Origin of the sequence: Lichenibacterium ramalinae (assembly GCF_004137085.1) — a bacterium.
GTDB lineage: Bacteria > Pseudomonadota > Alphaproteobacteria > Rhizobiales > Beijerinckiaceae > Lichenihabitans > Lichenihabitans ramalinae.
Genome location: NZ_QYBC01000002.1, coordinates 301,572 through 316,072 on the forward strand (window position 1 = coordinate 301,572; position 14,501 = coordinate 316,072).

Sequence of the window (14,501 nt, forward strand, 5' to 3'; positions counted from 1 at the left end):
CTCCTGTAGTCCTCATTGTATCAGGGCCAACCCAGGTAGGCGAGAGCACAAGCAGAGACTCAAGAGAGAATTTTGGCGCTGCTCCTCACCAGCACCCGCTGGAGGAAAAGCTGCACCGGCGACCTGTTGCCCCAGAAGCACGACGAGATCGCGGCATGCTGCTCTCTGCGGGCAAGCCCGACCCGGTCAACCGACTCACACCGGAAGGGAAGGTTGACCTCGCATAAGCTGAGGCCGACGAAGTAGACTTCTCCCCGGACGAGGACGTCCGCGCCATTCTCTTCAAGCACAAGAAGTGAAGCTGAGCTACACACGCCGCGAAACCGCTTAGCTCGACGGAGTGTTAGGCGATCTGGCCTCGCGATCGCCTCGCTAACGACGCCCTCCAGCCCGTCCGCGGCGACGTGGAGGGTCAGTTCGCGCATGGGTCCTGCCTCGACAGGCGTGGCTCTATCCCGACCCCGAGCTTCACCCGTGGCTGCGTGATCTTTCAACGATTCGGTCTAAGCCACTCTGCTTTGCCGGATGGGGCCGCGGGACGGGGGCGCGCAGCCACGGCGCCCTACGCTCGATCGAAGGTATCGGCCCGTGGAATGACGCGGTGCTCGATATGATGTCTGGTGACCGCCGCTTCACCCCGAGCCATTCCAACAACACCGATCTGTTCGCCATTGCCCGCGACGCGATGTCGGCCCTGCCGCCGAGCTGCCTCACCAGCCCCAGCGCCAGAAATAGGTGTGGGCGACGTGCCGGAGCAGGACGGCACCGACGACCACGCCGGCCGTGCTCGACAGCCAACCCGCGAGCCCGCCGGACCGCCCCGTGGTCCATCCCCGGCCCGCCTCCAGCAGCAGGGCAGCGCTCGCCAGGGCCGTGATCTGCCACCGCGTCTGGTGGTCGGTGATGGTGGCGCGGGTGACGGCCGCCACGAGGAAGAACAGCGTCGCCCGCTCGACGTTGCCGCGCAGGCCGATGCCGGGCCAGGCGGCCCCGGACAGCCAGGGGAGCGCGAGGAGCAGCGTCCAGCCACCGAGGGTGGCGAGGGCCAGCGTGACGTGGATCCACCAGGCGTGCGGCACGTCAGGCCGGCGTCCCGCGGTCGAGGTCCGTGTCGTCGCCCATCAAGGCACCCTGCCCTCCGTTGCGCGTCGCGAGCCGATCCCGCGGCCGAAGCCGCACGAGCCCGAGCCGGCGCCGGCGCCGGCGCGGAGGTCTATGGCATGTCGGGAAGCCGCACAACCCAGGTCCCGGCGGCGTCCTGGTCGATGGGCGAGGGATTCATGGCCTTGCCCCGGTCGATGTTCCAGGTCTTCAAGGCCATGTGGAAGGACAAGCTGCGCCATACGCGCGGCGCAACGGAGTGTTGGGCGACCTGGCAGCGCGATCGCCCCGGGGAGCCACGGGCGTCCCGGCCCGACCGTCGAACGTCACGGTCGTGCTGGCTCCCGAATGCCGGAGAAGCCGGACTCGGGCGTGAGCCGCTGGCGCAGGGGATGGGGGCGGCGCTCGGGCGGCCCGAGGAGCCCGGCGAACGGGTCGAACCGAGAACCCCGGCGCGCCGCCTCAGACCGGCTTGAAGACCAGCGCCAGCGCCATCAGGGCGGCCATGAAGGACAGCAGGATGCCCGACGTCAGGTCGAACATGCGCAGCATGTTCTTGCGCCTGAACAGGGGTTCGCAGAGCCGCCCGCCGAAGGCGTAGCCGTAGCAGGAGGCCGTCGCCATGACGATCAGGCCGCCGATGAACAGCGCGCGGCAGATCGGCAGCAGGAAGCTGCCGCCGACCGTGGCGGGGATGAACAGCATCTCGACATAGGTGAGCGGGTTCAGCCAGAAGATGGTCAGCACGCGCCGCAGGCAGTCCGCGGTACTTTCACGCTCGACGCCGCCGATGCGGATCTGCCTGTCGGCGTTGAAATAGGCGCGCAGCGACGAGAAGGCGAACCAGCACAGGGTGACGAGGCCGAGCCAGGACAGGATGGGGCGCAGCGCGGCGCCCCGCTCGGCGATGCTTTCCGTCAGCGCGAGGGCCATGACCAGCAGGATCAGGCGGCTGGTCCAGACGGCCGTCGCCACCAGCCCGACCCGCCCGCCGGACAGGCCTTCCCGCATCAGCGTGACGTTGTTGGGCCCGACCGACAGGATCGATGCCGTGCCCATCGCCATGCCGGCGCAGAACGCACTTCCTTCGAGCAGCTGCAGCAGCGTCATCGTCGCCCCCGGACTTCGATGCAGGCCGCCATTACGGCCAAAGCCGCGCCGGAACGCAAGGGTCGCGGCGATAGTCAAGGGGCGCGGCGACAAAAAGATCTCGGCCACGAAGCGGACCGGTGCCGCGCGGGCGGGCGACGGCGCCCTGCGAACCCGGAAGCGCTCGCCGGCGATGGCCCGCCTCCTCGAGGGCCGGGCGGGCGGTTCCCCATGACTCCGAGACCGGCAAGCGCTATCCCGGCGCAGACCGGCCGCGCAGTCACGCCGCCGCCCGAAGGAACCCGGCCCGGCATGATCGAGCGATACCGCGAGCACGCCGCCAACGAGCGCACCTTCCTGGCCTGGGTGCGGACGGCGATCGCCATCATGGCCTTCGGCTTCCTCGTCGAGAAGTTCGACCTGTTCCTCGCCATCGCCGACAAGTCCCTCGCCGGGCGGGTCCCGTCGCGGGCCGGCCAGCTCGCCGCCGATGCCGCCGGCCTGCTCCTCATCGTCCTCGGCGCCGCCGTGATGGTCCTGGCGGCCGTCCGCTTCCGCAAGACCGCCCGGGCCATCGAGAGTCCCGAAACCCTGGCGGGCGGCGACGGCACGCGCCTCGACCTGGTCCTCGCCGGGCTCCTCACCCTCGTGGGGACGGCCCTGTCGCTCTACCTCGCCTATACGGTGCTGGAGCGGCTCCAGGGTTGAGCCGGGGCGGATGCGCCGGACGCGCGGCTTTGTCCTGCGTCCCGATGTTGCATCGGCGGGAAGCGGCACCGGTCGCCCACGTTGGAGTCCCGTGCCGGTACGAACGATCCCGTTCACCGGCCGAGGAGACGGCATCATGGCGAGCGAAGCTTTCAAGGCGTGGTACGTGCAGGGGCTCCAGGCGGTGAAGACGGCCGCCGACCAGGGACAGGCGGCTTCGAGCCATGCGCAGGCCCAAGGCGTGCCGCCCGAGGTCAAGACCATCATGGAGGGTGGCGCGAAGGTGTTCGGCCAGCATGCCGAGGCGCTGGGCCGGCTGCTGCAGGGCGCCGGGGCATCCCCGGGCAGCATGCCCAATGCCTTCATGGACGGGATCCAGAAGGGCAGCCAGCAGATGATCCAGGCCGCGCAGGATCCGGGCGTGCGGGAAGCCAGCGTCGTGGCGGCGGCGCAGATCGCCACCCATTACTTCATCGCCGCCTACGGCACGCTGGCGTCCAATGCCAAGCATCTCGGCCTCACCGAGGACGCCGCGACGCTGAAGGGGATGGCGGACGAGATGAAGGCGGCCGACCAGCACATGACCGGCATCGCCGAGACCATGGCCAACGCGCGGGCCAGTTCCGCGAGCTGAGCCTCGCCGGCGCGCCCCGGCCGGCCCCAGGGTCGAGGCGCCGCCGCGCGAGTGCGTCGGCGGCGGCCGGCGCGGCGTGCCGCAAGGGCCGGCCTCACCCGGCCTTGACCACGATGCCCTTGCGCTTGCGAAGCCGCGCGATGGCGGCGTCGTCGAGGTGGAGGTGCTGTTTCACCAGCGCGGGCGGGATCAGCGCCATCCATTGCTCGAGCGACACGTCGGTGTAGCGCGGGCCGACGAACATCTCGAGATAGCGGACCGGCTCGTCTCCGGTATTCTCGATGTAATGCCCCATGGTCTGCGGCACGTAGCCGACGTCCCCGGCCTGGTAGTCGAAGGTGCGGGAGTTGTCGCCGGAAGCGAAGACCGTCATGCGGGCCCGGCCGGAGATGTAATACTGCCATTCGGGCGAGCGCGGATGCCAGTGCAGCTCGCGCATGGCGCCCGGCTCGATCTCGACATAGGCGGCCGCGATATGTTCGGACGCCTTGAAGACGGTGCTGTCGACGATGCGGACGCTGCCGCCCGGGCACGGGCGCGCCGGCATGTCGGCCATGCGGAACACGAAGGGGTTCGGCACGCTGCCGGCCGGGCTGGCGACGGCCTCGGCGGCGAGCGGCGGGGGCAGCGGGGCGTCGAAGATGTAGAGCTGCTTGGCGGGGATGTCGGCGAAAGCGCTCTCGGGCTCGTCGAAGTTCTTGGCCAGCACGGATTTGGGGACGCCGGCGAACCACTGCGAGATCAGGAACGTGCTGTCCTCCGAGAAGGCGCCGTTGTCGAACACGAGCAGGAACTCGCAGCCCTGGTCGAGCGCCTGGATCGAATGGGGGAGGCCCGACGGGAAGTACCACAGGTCACCCTGCCGGACGTCGGCGATGAAGTTGCGCCCTTCCTCGTCCACGCAGGTGATGCGGGCACTGCCGTTCAGCATCAGGGACCATTCGTTCTCCTTGTGCCAGTGCAGCTCGCGGATGGCGCCGGGCAGCAGCCGCATGTCGACGCCCGCCATGGCGGTCGACACGGGCAGCTCCCGCACGGTGGTTTCCCGCGCCCAACCGCCCTCCAGCAGGCGATTGTGGCTCAGGCCGAAGGGCCATTTCAGATTGGGGACCTTGCCGGAATCCGTGACCGGGGAGGCCAGGAGGTCGGGGTTGTCGCGGTCCGCCCCGAGGTTGCGCGGCCCGAGGTCCGGCGCTCCCCGGCGGCCGTCGACGGGCTGCGGGACGTCGCCGGACGGGGCGGCACCGGTCGGGGCGGCACCGGCGCCGTTGGCCGCCAGGGCCCCGGTGAGGGCCGTCGCGGCCAGCATCGTTCGGCGTGTGATCGGGTCCATGACGGTTCCGGAGTTGGACGGCCGCGGGCGGCCGGTGAACCGATCAACGCGAGGTGCGGACGCGAGTTCGCGCGGGCTCCGCCGGCCCCCGAAGCCCGCCTTCGACCGCGGCAGTCGCAAATCGAGCTTGACGCCGGCAAACGGCTGGCCTATCAACAAGCCATCGATCTTAGGCTGTACGTTCAAGCCATGGCGCTGAGGCACTCTCAAGTCCTCGCGCAAGCTGATGACCTCTCCTATCACTGTCGATCTCACGTCGTCCCGCGCATCCGCGCGTGGCGGCCCTTTCCTCACGCAGACAGGAGTTCATCATGAGCACTGGTACAGTGAAGTGGTTCAACGCCACCAAAGGCTTCGGTTTCATTCAGCCCGACGACGGCGGCCAGGACGTGTTCGTCCACATCAGCGCCGTCGAGCGCGCCGGCATGAGCAACCTTTCGGACGGGCAGAAGCTCTCGTACGAGCTGGTTCCCGACCGTCGCTCGGGCAAGATGTCCGCCGACAAGCTGCAGGCCGAGTGATATCGCGACTCTGACGTCCACCTGGTGACCACGGATGTACTGGCACCGGTGAGGACGTTTCGGGTCTGATGGTTTGAGGGTCGAGACCTGGTCTCGGCCCTTTTTCGTGCGTGTACCCTTCCCTTCGGGTCGGCCCTCGCCCCGGCCTGTCGGCCTGCGATTCACAGGCGCCCCACCCTGATCTCCGGCTCGTCATGCCGCCCCGGTCCCGCGGCGCGGAGGCACCGGGCCGCATCTGCCGTCCAGGCGACGACGCCGGGACACGAGCCGCAGGCGCTTCGGCGTCCTCCGGGCGATTTTGACAGGCAGCATTGTCACACCCCGGTTGACCCTCGGTTAACCACGTTCCACGATGGTCATGTACGGTTCATCTTGAAGAAACCGGCGCGGTGAGTCGGAGGGAACGGGTCATGTTCAAGATCGCGACAGTCGGATCGCTCGTCCTCTGGGCCGGGATCGCCTGGTGCACGGTCGCCCTCGGCTTGGCGCTGCACCGCGGGCCGTTCGCCATCACGCCGTCGGCGCTGACCGGTTCGCTGCTCTGCATCTGCCTCGCCGGCGCCGTCGCGGGCCTGTGGATCGGTGAAGAGATGCGTTGGGCTCGCCCGTCCGAGCGTCGGCCCCGCTCCGGCCATCTTTGACACCGGCGACACACCGCCCCAAGGCGGGACCGGTTCCTGCAGGCCACGCCGGGGCCGACCCGCGGCAACCCTCGAACAGCCACCCGCATCCAAGCCTGAACGGTCGGTCCGCCTTCGCATCGGCCTGACTGGCCCCGAAGCGCCGTCGCATCCCGTCCCGACGCCATGGCGGACCGGCAACCTCGCCCTTCCGGCCCGAACGGTGTCTCCGGTCATCGCCCGCCACATCGGCCCCACCGCGTCGCCGAAGGGCGACCGCGTCCGGCCACGACGGCAAGCCCCCTCGACACCGCACGGGTCCGCGCCGAAGCGCCGTGACTTCCGTATGGGAAGGCGACAGCCGGCCTTTGCCGCCGCCGCCGATCTACCGCAGTGCAACAGCCTTGCAGACCATTCAAGTCGAGACGGGCTGAGCGCCAGGACAGACGCGTGGAGATGAGACCAGACGCCGCATATCGGTGTTCCCAGCGCCGAAAATCCATCGTTTGCTGGAAGCCGAATTGCGGATTCACGATATCTTAAGTTGGTTTGAGCCAAAAATTATCGTAAGCTAGCGAAGAGATGCAAATTACCTAAAACAGTTCCTTTAAGAGGACAGCCGATGCACGGAACGATTGGAAGGCCTCTCGACGATACCCTCGACGCCCGCACGGCCGAGCGGTTGAGCACGCGCCTGCGGCTGGCGCGCCATATGCGCGGCATGACGCTCAAGGTGCTGGCCGATGCGGCGGGCTGTTCCGAAAGTCTGCTGTCCAAGATCGAGAACGGGAAGGCCTATCCCTCGCTGCCGATGCTCAACCGGCTCGTCCAGGCGCTCGGCATCGGCATGGGCTGGATGTTCGAGGACCGGGACGGGCGCGAGCCCGTCATCGCCCGGTCGGGTCACCGTCCCGCCGCCGCGGTGGCGGTCGAGGCCGGTCACGTCATCACGGTCGAGAAGGTCATCCCGGACAGCGGCGAGCATGCCCTCCAGTGCAGCATCCTCCACGTCGATCCGGGCGCGTCCAGCCCCGGCGAGCACCGCCATGCCGGCGAGGAGGCCGGCTACCTGCTCGACGGTCAGCTGGAACTGCTCATCGACGGCCGCCCCCACCGTTTGAGCGCCGGCGACGCCTTCGCATTCCGCTCCGACCAGCCGCACAGCTTTCGCAACATCGGCCAGACACGCGCCAGCATCTTCTGGGTCAACACTCCGCCGCTGCTGTAAGGGCGCTCGCGGCGACGGCGGGATGGGCCTCGCGGTCCCGCGCCGTCGCCGATCTGCCGCGCCGGTCCTGACGCGGCGCACCGGCCGAACGCATCGTCCCCACAATCCACAGGCCGGCGGGACTGGCCGCGGGCCGGCCGGTGCCCTAGAACAAAACATGAACAAGCGGCGGTGGCGGGGGACATCATGGATATGAGGATGGGGGATTCGGTGCGGCTGAAGGCCGGTTCGGAGCTATGGGACCTGTTCGAACCCTGGGCGGACCTGACCGGGCGTGTGGCGGGCGTCTATGCCGACGGGGCTATGATCGCCGTCGACTATCCACCGCCCTTCGAGGCCTATACGTCCGCCGTTCCGGCGGCCGAGTTCCGGCACGATCCGGCACCGGACGATGCGCCCTTCTGACGTGGGACGGCACCGCCGGCCGCCGCCCACACCGCCGCCGGCAGGGGTCGGTCGGGGTCGAGGCGGTCAGCGCCCCCGCAACAACGAGAGATTGACAACCCGGTCCCGTCGCAGCACCTGATCGAACGGGTCTGTTCGAGGTATCGGCCGGATGGCACTTTCGGAGAACCATCGCGACAGTCCCGGCTCCAGGCCGACCGGCTCGTCGCGCCCGCCTGCGCCAAGGGGCGATCGGGCCGATCTGCCGCCGCCGCACCCCGGCGCGCCGGACGGGGCCACGGTCCATCTCTCCATCGGCCCCGTACCGGCCCGGCCCGGGTCGCGGCGGTGGGGATCGCGGTCCGGCACCCCCGCCCTCGTCTTCGTCGTGGACGGCCGGGTGACCGAACCGCCCGGCGGGGCCGGCCGGTTCCTGGACAGCGGCGCCGTCGCTCTGTTCGACGGCGCCGCCGGCCGGCAGTCCTGGCTGTCCGACGGGCCCGTGCTCACGGTGCCGCTGGACCGCGAGGTCCTGTCGGGGCACGCCTGGCCGGACGGCCGGCGCGACGTTCTCGTCCTGCCCCACGCCGGAAGCGAGGTGCTGCGGGACCTGCTGGAATCGATGGTGCGCCACGCCGCCGACCTCACCCGCAGACAGGCCGTGACGGCGACCACCACGGTCGGGGCCCTCGTGCGGGACGCCCTCGGGGCCGACGGCGCCGGCTCGGATCCGGCCCAGCCGGCCGACAGGGTCGGCCAGATCCTCGCCTTCATCGCCGCCAACTCCCATCGAACCGACATCACCCCGGAAACCATCTCGGCTGCCACGGGTGTGTCGCGCAGCGTGCTCTACCGCCTGCTCGAGCCGTTCGGCGGGGTGGCGGCCTGCGTCAAGCAGAGGCGCCTCGACGCCATGCGCCGCGCCCTCGCCCAGCGCAACGACTGCCGCTCCATCGCCGAGATCGCCGCCGACAGCGGGTTCCTGAACTCCAGCCACGCCCACCGCAACTTCCGCGAAGCTTTCGGGGTCACGCCGGGCGACTTCCGGCGCGACGGACTCGGCCCCCCGCCGGCCGCCGCCCCTCCGGCCGCGAAGGGCCGGCGGATCCCGCGATAGTTCGTCGGCCACCCCGGGGAAGCGTCGCGCCAGGCCCGGGCGACGCCGCCGACGGTCCGACGGCGCTGATTCATGCGCTCCCTGCACGGCAGGGATGCATGCCGGATCCCTTAAAGATTTATTGAACCGGACGGACTAGCTCTCGTCGGACAATCTCCATCCGCTTCGAGGAGCCGGCCTTGGCCACTGCCACGCGCGACCTGCAGCGCAGCCCCCGCCCCGACGCGTCCCGCGACGCCGTCGCGCGCTCCACGGCGCGCCCGCGCGGCGCCGGCGCCCGCTCGCTGCCCCTGGCGGCCCCCGCCCCGGCGCGCGCGCCCGAGCGGACGCTGGTGGGCATCCTGGCGCTGCTCGCCAGCGTGGCCCTGTTCCCGGTGTCCGACATCGCCTCCAAGATGCTGACGGCGACGCTGCCCGGCATCGAGGTCGCCTGGATGCGCTACCTCGTCTTCGTCGTCATGACGGTGCCGCTGCTGCTGCGCGACCGGTCCCTGCTGCGCACGGCGCGGCCGGGCCTGCTCGCCGGCCGCGCCGTGGCCAGCGCGGCCTCGACGGCGCTGTTCATCGTGGCCTTCGGCATGATGCCGGTCGCCAATGCCACCGCCATCGGCTTCCTCGCCCCCGTGGTGGTCACCGCCATGGCGGCCCTGTTCCTGCGCGAGAAGGTGGGCCTGCGGCGCTGGGTGGCGGCTCTCGTCGGGCTCGCCGGCGTGATGGTCATCGTGCAGCCCGGCGGCTCCTCCTTCACGCTCGCCAGCCTGGTGCCGCTGCTCGGCAGCATCGCTTCGGCCAGCGCCGTCATCGGCACGCGCCTCGCCCGCGACGAGCGGCCCGAGACCACCATGCTGTACCAGGCCGTGGTGGGATTCGCCGTGGTGACGGCGCTGGCCGCCTTCGACTTCCACATGCCGAGCTGGAACGAGGTGGCGATCGGCTGCATCAGCGGCTTCTTCGCCACGTTGGCGAGCCTCATGCAGGTCTTCGCCTATCGCCACGCCCCGGCCTCGCTGCTGTCGCCCTTCACCTACACGCAGCTGCTCTGGGCGGCGGGCCTCGGCTTCATGGCCTTCGGCACCGTGCCGGGCCCCTCCATGCTGGCGGGCGCCGCCATCATCACGGCCAGCGGCATCTACACGGCCTGGCGCGAAACGGTGCGGGCCAGGAATCCCTGAACGCCCTGATCCCTGAACGCCCTGATCCCTGAACGCCCGTATCCCTGAACGCCGGCCCGCCCAGGGCAGAAATCACGGCCCGCCACCTTTTCAAATCCGCCCCGCCTGGGGCATGGTGGCGCCTTGAACGTCGCCGGGGTTCGGGCAGCACCATGAAAAAAGTCTACGAGGACGCTCACGCGGCCCTGGCCGGCCTCGTCAAGGACGGCATGACGATCCTAGCGGGCGGCTTCGGGCTCTGCGGCATCCCGTCGAGCCTGATCCGGGCGCTGCGCGACACCGGGGCCACGGACCTCACCTGCGTGTCCAACAACGCCGGCATCGACGGCGAAGGCCTGGGCCTGCTGCTCGAGACCGGGCAGATCGCCAAGATGATCTCGTCCTACGTCGGCGAGAACAAGCTCTTCGCCCAGCAGTTCCTGGCCGGCAAGCTCGCCGTGGAGTTCACCCCCCAGGGCACGCTCGCGGAGCGCTGCCGCGCCGGCGGCGCCGGCATCCCGGCCTTCTTCACCAAGACGGGCGTCGGCACCCAGGTGGCCGAGGGCAAGGAGGAGCGCGAGTTCGACGGCGAGCGCTACATCATGGAGCGCGGCATCGTGGGCGACATCGCCCTGGTCCATGCCTGGAAGGGCGACACCGAGGGCAACCTCGTATTCCGCAAGACGGCGCGCAACTTCAACCCCATGATGGCGACGGCCGCCAGGATCACCATCGCCGAGGTCGAACACCTCGTGCAGCCGGGCGAACTCGATCCCGACATGATCGTCACGCCGGGCATCTACGTGAAGCGCATCGTCCACGTGCCGGACCCGGACAAGCGGATCGAGCAGCGCACGACACGCAAGCGCACGACGGCAGCGGCGCCGGCGGCCGCCGGGGAGGAAGTCTGATGGCCTGGGACAGGAACCAGATGGCGGAGCGCGCCGCCCGCGAGCTGCGCGACGGCTTCTACGTCAACCTCGGCATCGGCATCCCGACGCTGGTGTCCAACTACATCCCGGAGGGGATGAGCGTGCAGCTGCAGAGCGAGAACGGCATGCTGGGCATGGGTCCCTTCCCCTACGAGGGCGAGGAGGACGCCGACCTCATCAACGCCGGCAAGCAGACCGTGACGGCCCTGCCCTCCACGAGCTTCTTCTCCTCGGCCGACAGTTTCGCCATGATCCGCGGCGGCCACATCGACCTGTCGATCCTCGGCGCCATGCAGGTCGCCGAGACCGGCGACCTCGCCAACTGGATGATCCCCGGCAAGATGGTGAAGGGGATGGGCGGCGCCATGGACCTCGTGGCCGGCGTCAAGAAGGTCGTGGTGCTGATGGAGCACACCGCCAAGGCGAAGACCGGCGGCGAGGAGGCGAAGCTGCTGCGCGCCTGCACCCTGCCCCTCACGGGCTCGGGCGTCGTCGACATGGTCATCACCGACCTCGGCGTCTTCACGGTCGACCGGCACGGCGGCGGCATGGTGCTGGTGGAACTGGCGCCCGGCGTCGGGCTCGACGACATCGCCGCCAAGACCGAGGCGCATTACGCCGTGTCGCCGGCGCTGGCGGGCGAGGCCGCGACGGCTTGACGGCGGCCCCGGGCCTCACCATCTCGGCTGCAACCCCAGGGGACCAGCGGGTCCCCGCCCCCAAGGATCTCCCATGGCAGACGCCGGTTCCTCCACCGTCAAGGTCACCGACCAGAGCTTCGAGCAGGACGTTCTCAACGCGTCCGAGCCCGTCGTCGTCGACTTCTGGGCCGAATGGTGCGGCCCCTGCCGCATGATCGCTCCGGCGCTCGAGGAGATCGCCAAGGACATGCACGGCAAGGTCAAGGTCGTGAAGTTCAACATCGACGAGAATCCCGGCGTCCCCGGCAAGCTCGGCATCCAGTCGATCCCGACCTTGCTGCTGTTCAAGGACGGCCAGGTCGCCGCCAAGATGGTCGGCGCCAAGCCCAAGGGCCAGCTGCAGCAGTGGATCAACGGCGCCATCTGAGCGCCGCTCCACCTCCGACGCTTCGACCCGTGCCCGGCCTTGCGCCGGGCATTGTCGTTCGAGGGGCACACCGGACCCTCGCCATCGCGGTGATCGGCAAGGACGGCCCTTCGTCCGGAGCGGAGGCGGGCTGCATCTTGCCTGCCGCCGCGATGGGCAGACGGGGCATTCGCTGAGCACATGGATGTGAACGATTTCTCCCGTTTCCATGCACTCTACGCATGACTATGCTGCACTGCAGGAGTTTGTCGCAGTGCAGCAATTCCGGTAGTCTGAGGGCGTCAAGAACAAAGACGCTTCCCCAACTTTCGGAGACGAGCCATGTCGTCCATCCCCTCGGCCGCCCGCGAAGGCCTGACCCGCAAGATGATCCGCCTTTGGATCGAGCATTACGAGCGCGTCCTCGGCTTCCACCCCCACGCCGATTGATCCGGCGCCGGCGGCTCACGCCGCCGGACCGGCCGGGGCCTCCCCGTCCCGTCGCGCATCCGAGGCTTCGGCCAGCAGCGACACGATGAGGTCCGACTGCGCCACGATGCCGGCGAGGCGCCCGTCGGCTTCCACCACGGGCAGATGATGCAGGCCCGTGCGGGCCATCAACCGCACCAGGTCGGCGAGGCGCGTGTCCGGCCTCACGGTGACGACCGGCGCCGTCATGATGTCGGCCACGCTGCCGTGGGGGGCCGAGCCCCGGCGCAGCGTCAGCCGCACCCGCCGGCCGAACGTCAGCCGCGGGCCGCGCCGCCCCCACGCCGATTTGTCGAGCAGGTCGGTCTGGGTCACGAGGCCCAGCACCCGGGCGCCCTCGTCGGTGACGGGCAGGACCTTGATGCGGTGGGCGCGCAGCAGATCCAGGGCTTCGCGGATCGGCGCGCCCGGCGCGACCGCGACCACGTCGCGCGCCATGATGGTGGCGCAGGTAGCCTGGCCCGAGCGGCGCCGGTACGACCGGATCTCGGCATCGCGCAGGATGGCCTCGAGGTCGCCGCGGTCCACCTCCAGCAACTGGTCGTATTCTGCCAGCACCGCGTCGAGATCCTCCGGCGTGAAGCCCACCCGCGCCGCCGAGGGCGGATCGCGCGTCGCCGTGTCGGCGCGCGCCCCCAGGGGCCGGTGGGGATAGTTGCGGCCCGCCAGCCCGTTGAAGAGCAGCGCGACGGCGAGCAGCAGCAGGCTGTTGGCGCCGAGCGGCCACAGCACGAAGCCGTAGCCGAGATCCGTGACGGCGCGGCCGCCGAGGACGGCCGTCAGCGCCACGGCGCCGCTCGGCGGGTGGACGCAGCGCGCCGTCATCATCAGGCCGATGGCGAGCCCCACCGCCACGGCCGCCGCCAGGAAGGGGTCGGGGATCAGCCGGGCGGCCGTGACGCCCACCAGCGCGGCGACGAGGTTGCCGCCGATGAGCGACCAGGGCTGGGCCAGCGGGCTCGACGGCACGGCGAAGAGCAGAACGGCCGAAGCCCCCATCGGGGCGACGAGGATCGGCAGCGACGTCCCAGGGCCGACCGCCATCCGGCAGATCCAGCCCGTCGCCAGGATGCCGATCAGCGCGCCGAGGGCGGAACGGCTGCGCTCCTTCAGGCTGACCGGCGTGGTCCGGGGAACCCAGGCTTGGAGGAAAGGCGACATGCTGGCGACGGGAGCTCGATGGAGACCCCGGCACTTCTGTGGGAGACGCGCCGCCGCCGCAAGGTGCCGCGGCCCCTCACGGCCCCGCGAAGGTGCGGAACAGCGCCGGCGAATCGACCAGCACGGCATCGGCGCCGAGCGCCCTGGCCTCGTCGTAATCGGCGCGGGAATTGACGCCGATCAGCATCAGCCGGCCGATCCCGCCCGCCCGAAAGCAGGCGACGGCCTCCGCGTCCCATTCCATCACGGCCTTGGACGCCGCCTGGCCGAGCGTCACGTCTTCCGTCACCGTCACCTCGCGGCGGAGCTCGTAGCCCGCCCAGCCTTCCGGCTCCATGGCCGGGCAACGGCGGTCAAGCAGCACACGAGCCAGGTCGGCCCGGGTGGTCTCGCGCGCCTGGAACACCGCGAGGCCGGCCGCCCTGGCGGCGTCGGTGTAGCGCCGGTCGGTGGAATAGACCGTGGTGCGCGCCGTGGCCCCCGCCGCATCCAGCGCGCGCTTCACCGCGCCCGCGATGGCGGCGGGATCGGCGTCGGGCGACTTGATGTCGAGGAACAGCGGCATGGCGGGCGGCACCGGGGCCAGGGCGGCCGCCAGGGTCGGCACCGGCACGGGGGCGGCGCGGAACGGCGTGGAGCCGTCCTGCGCCTTGAAGCTGAAGCCGGCGTTCACGCCGGCGAGTTCGGCCGCCGTCAGCGACGAGACCGGGCCGGCGCGGTCGGTCAACGCCGACAGGTCCTTCGGCCGGAACAGCACCGGCACGCCGTCGCGGCTCATCTGCACGGTGAGCCAGAGCGCGCCGGCGCCGTTCTCCAGCGCGCGGCCGATGGCGAGGGCGGTGTTCTCGGGCGCGTCTCCGGTGCCGCCGCGATGCGCCACCACCAGCGGCCCGCCCGCCGCGGCGGGCGCCGCCGCCAAGAGTGTCGCGGCGAACAGTGCCGCCAGCACGATGACGATGGCGGCGGGACGGGGTCTCGGCGGCATG

Annotated in this window: 17 protein-coding genes; 11 read left to right on the plus strand and 6 right to left on the minus strand. The window is 70.4% G+C overall.

Annotation, left to right across the window (positions count from 1 at the left end; all coding sequences use genetic code 11):
• Positions 1-59: 59 nt before the first annotated feature.
• The 3 genes from D3272_RS03685 to D3272_RS03695 all read right to left on the minus strand — a co-directional run bounded on the left by D3272_RS03685 (position 60) and on the right by D3272_RS03695 (position 2,211).
• Entirely contained in the window at positions 60-425 is a 366-nt protein-coding gene (locus D3272_RS03685; protein ID WP_129217774.1) for a hypothetical protein, read from the minus strand.
• A 285-nt stretch (positions 426-710) separates the two neighbouring features.
• Positions 711-1,079, minus strand: coding sequence for a hypothetical protein (locus D3272_RS03690; protein ID WP_129217775.1), 369 nt, complete (start codon positions 1,077-1,079; stop codon positions 711-713).
• Positions 1,080-1,563: 484 nt separating this feature from the next.
• Positions 1,564-2,211, minus strand: a complete 648-nt coding sequence (locus D3272_RS03695) for a LysE/ArgO family amino acid transporter (protein ID WP_129217776.1) — start codon at positions 2,209-2,211, stop codon at positions 1,564-1,566.
• A gap of 291 nt (positions 2,212-2,502) precedes the next feature.
• Here D3272_RS03695 and D3272_RS03700 point away from each other — a divergent pair, with 291 nt between their 5' ends.
• Positions 2,503-2,898 carry a YidH family protein gene (locus D3272_RS03700; protein ID WP_129217777.1) on the plus strand — a complete coding sequence of 132 codons (396 nt, stop codon included), beginning with the start codon at positions 2,503-2,505 and terminating at the stop codon, positions 2,896-2,898.
• Positions 2,899-3,034: 136 nt separating this feature from the next.
• On the plus strand, positions 3,035-3,532 hold the full coding sequence (locus D3272_RS03705; protein ID WP_165361204.1) for a YciE/YciF ferroxidase family protein: 498 nt from the start codon (positions 3,035-3,037) through the stop codon (positions 3,530-3,532).
• 94 nt (positions 3,533-3,626) lie between these two features.
• On the opposite strand, the gene D3272_RS03710 is transcribed toward D3272_RS03705, so the two are convergent.
• Positions 3,627-4,865: an oxalate decarboxylase family bicupin gene (locus D3272_RS03710; RefSeq protein WP_129217779.1), complete on the minus strand. Its 1,239-nt coding sequence runs from the start codon at positions 4,863-4,865 to the stop codon at positions 3,627-3,629.
• A 311-nt stretch (positions 4,866-5,176) separates the two neighbouring features.
• On the opposite strand from D3272_RS03710, the gene D3272_RS03715 reads away from it, so the two are divergent.
• The 9 genes from D3272_RS03715 (at position 5,177) to trxA (ending at position 11,886) form a co-directional block, all read left to right on the plus strand.
• Entirely contained in the window at positions 5,177-5,386 is a 210-nt protein-coding gene (locus D3272_RS03715) for a cold-shock protein (RefSeq protein ID WP_129217780.1), read from the plus strand.
• 410 nt (positions 5,387-5,796) lie between these two features.
• Positions 5,797-6,027: a hypothetical protein gene (locus tag D3272_RS03720; protein WP_129217781.1), complete on the plus strand. Its 231-nt coding sequence runs from the start codon at positions 5,797-5,799 to the stop codon at positions 6,025-6,027.
• A gap of 601 nt (positions 6,028-6,628) precedes the next feature.
• Positions 6,629-7,234: a helix-turn-helix domain-containing protein gene (locus D3272_RS03725; protein ID WP_129217782.1), complete on the plus strand. Its 606-nt coding sequence runs from the start codon at positions 6,629-6,631 to the stop codon at positions 7,232-7,234.
• Positions 7,235-7,426: 192 nt separating this feature from the next.
• Complete coding sequence (locus D3272_RS03730; RefSeq protein WP_129217783.1) at positions 7,427-7,639, plus strand: hypothetical protein; 213 nt, start codon at positions 7,427-7,429, stop codon at positions 7,637-7,639.
• 379 nt (positions 7,640-8,018) lie between these two features.
• Positions 8,019-8,735 carry a helix-turn-helix transcriptional regulator gene (locus D3272_RS03735; RefSeq protein ID WP_165361205.1) on the plus strand — a complete coding sequence of 239 codons (717 nt, stop codon included), beginning with the start codon at positions 8,019-8,021 and terminating at the stop codon, positions 8,733-8,735.
• Positions 8,736-8,914: 179 nt separating this feature from the next.
• On the plus strand, positions 8,915-9,907 hold the full coding sequence (locus tag D3272_RS03740) for a DMT family transporter (RefSeq protein ID WP_129217785.1): 993 nt from the start codon (positions 8,915-8,917) through the stop codon (positions 9,905-9,907).
• Between the two features lie 152 nt (positions 9,908-10,059).
• Positions 10,060-10,797: a CoA transferase subunit A gene (locus D3272_RS03745; RefSeq protein ID WP_129217786.1), complete on the plus strand. Its 738-nt coding sequence runs from the start codon at positions 10,060-10,062 to the stop codon at positions 10,795-10,797.
• The gene (locus D3272_RS03750) at positions 10,797-11,477 is read left to right on the plus strand and encodes a CoA transferase subunit B (RefSeq protein WP_129217787.1); all 681 of its coding nucleotides are present in this window, start codon (positions 10,797-10,799) and stop codon (positions 11,475-11,477) included. Before D3272_RS03745 ends, D3272_RS03750 begins: the two co-directional genes overlap by 1 nt.
• A 73-nt stretch (positions 11,478-11,550) precedes the next feature.
• Positions 11,551-11,886 (plus strand): thioredoxin, encoded by a 336-nt coding sequence (trxA, locus tag D3272_RS03755; RefSeq protein WP_129217788.1) that lies wholly within the window; start codon positions 11,551-11,553, stop codon positions 11,884-11,886.
• A 444-nt stretch (positions 11,887-12,330) separates the two neighbouring features.
• Here trxA and D3272_RS03760 read toward each other — a convergent pair whose 3' ends face one another.
• Positions 12,331-13,515: an HPP family protein gene (locus D3272_RS03760; RefSeq protein ID WP_129217789.1), complete on the minus strand. Its 1,185-nt coding sequence runs from the start codon at positions 13,513-13,515 to the stop codon at positions 12,331-12,333.
• A 76-nt stretch (positions 13,516-13,591) separates the two neighbouring features.
• Positions 13,592-14,500: a glycerophosphodiester phosphodiesterase family protein gene (locus D3272_RS03765; RefSeq protein ID WP_129217790.1), complete on the minus strand. Its 909-nt coding sequence runs from the start codon at positions 14,498-14,500 to the stop codon at positions 13,592-13,594.
• Position 14,501 lies beyond the last annotated feature (1 nt).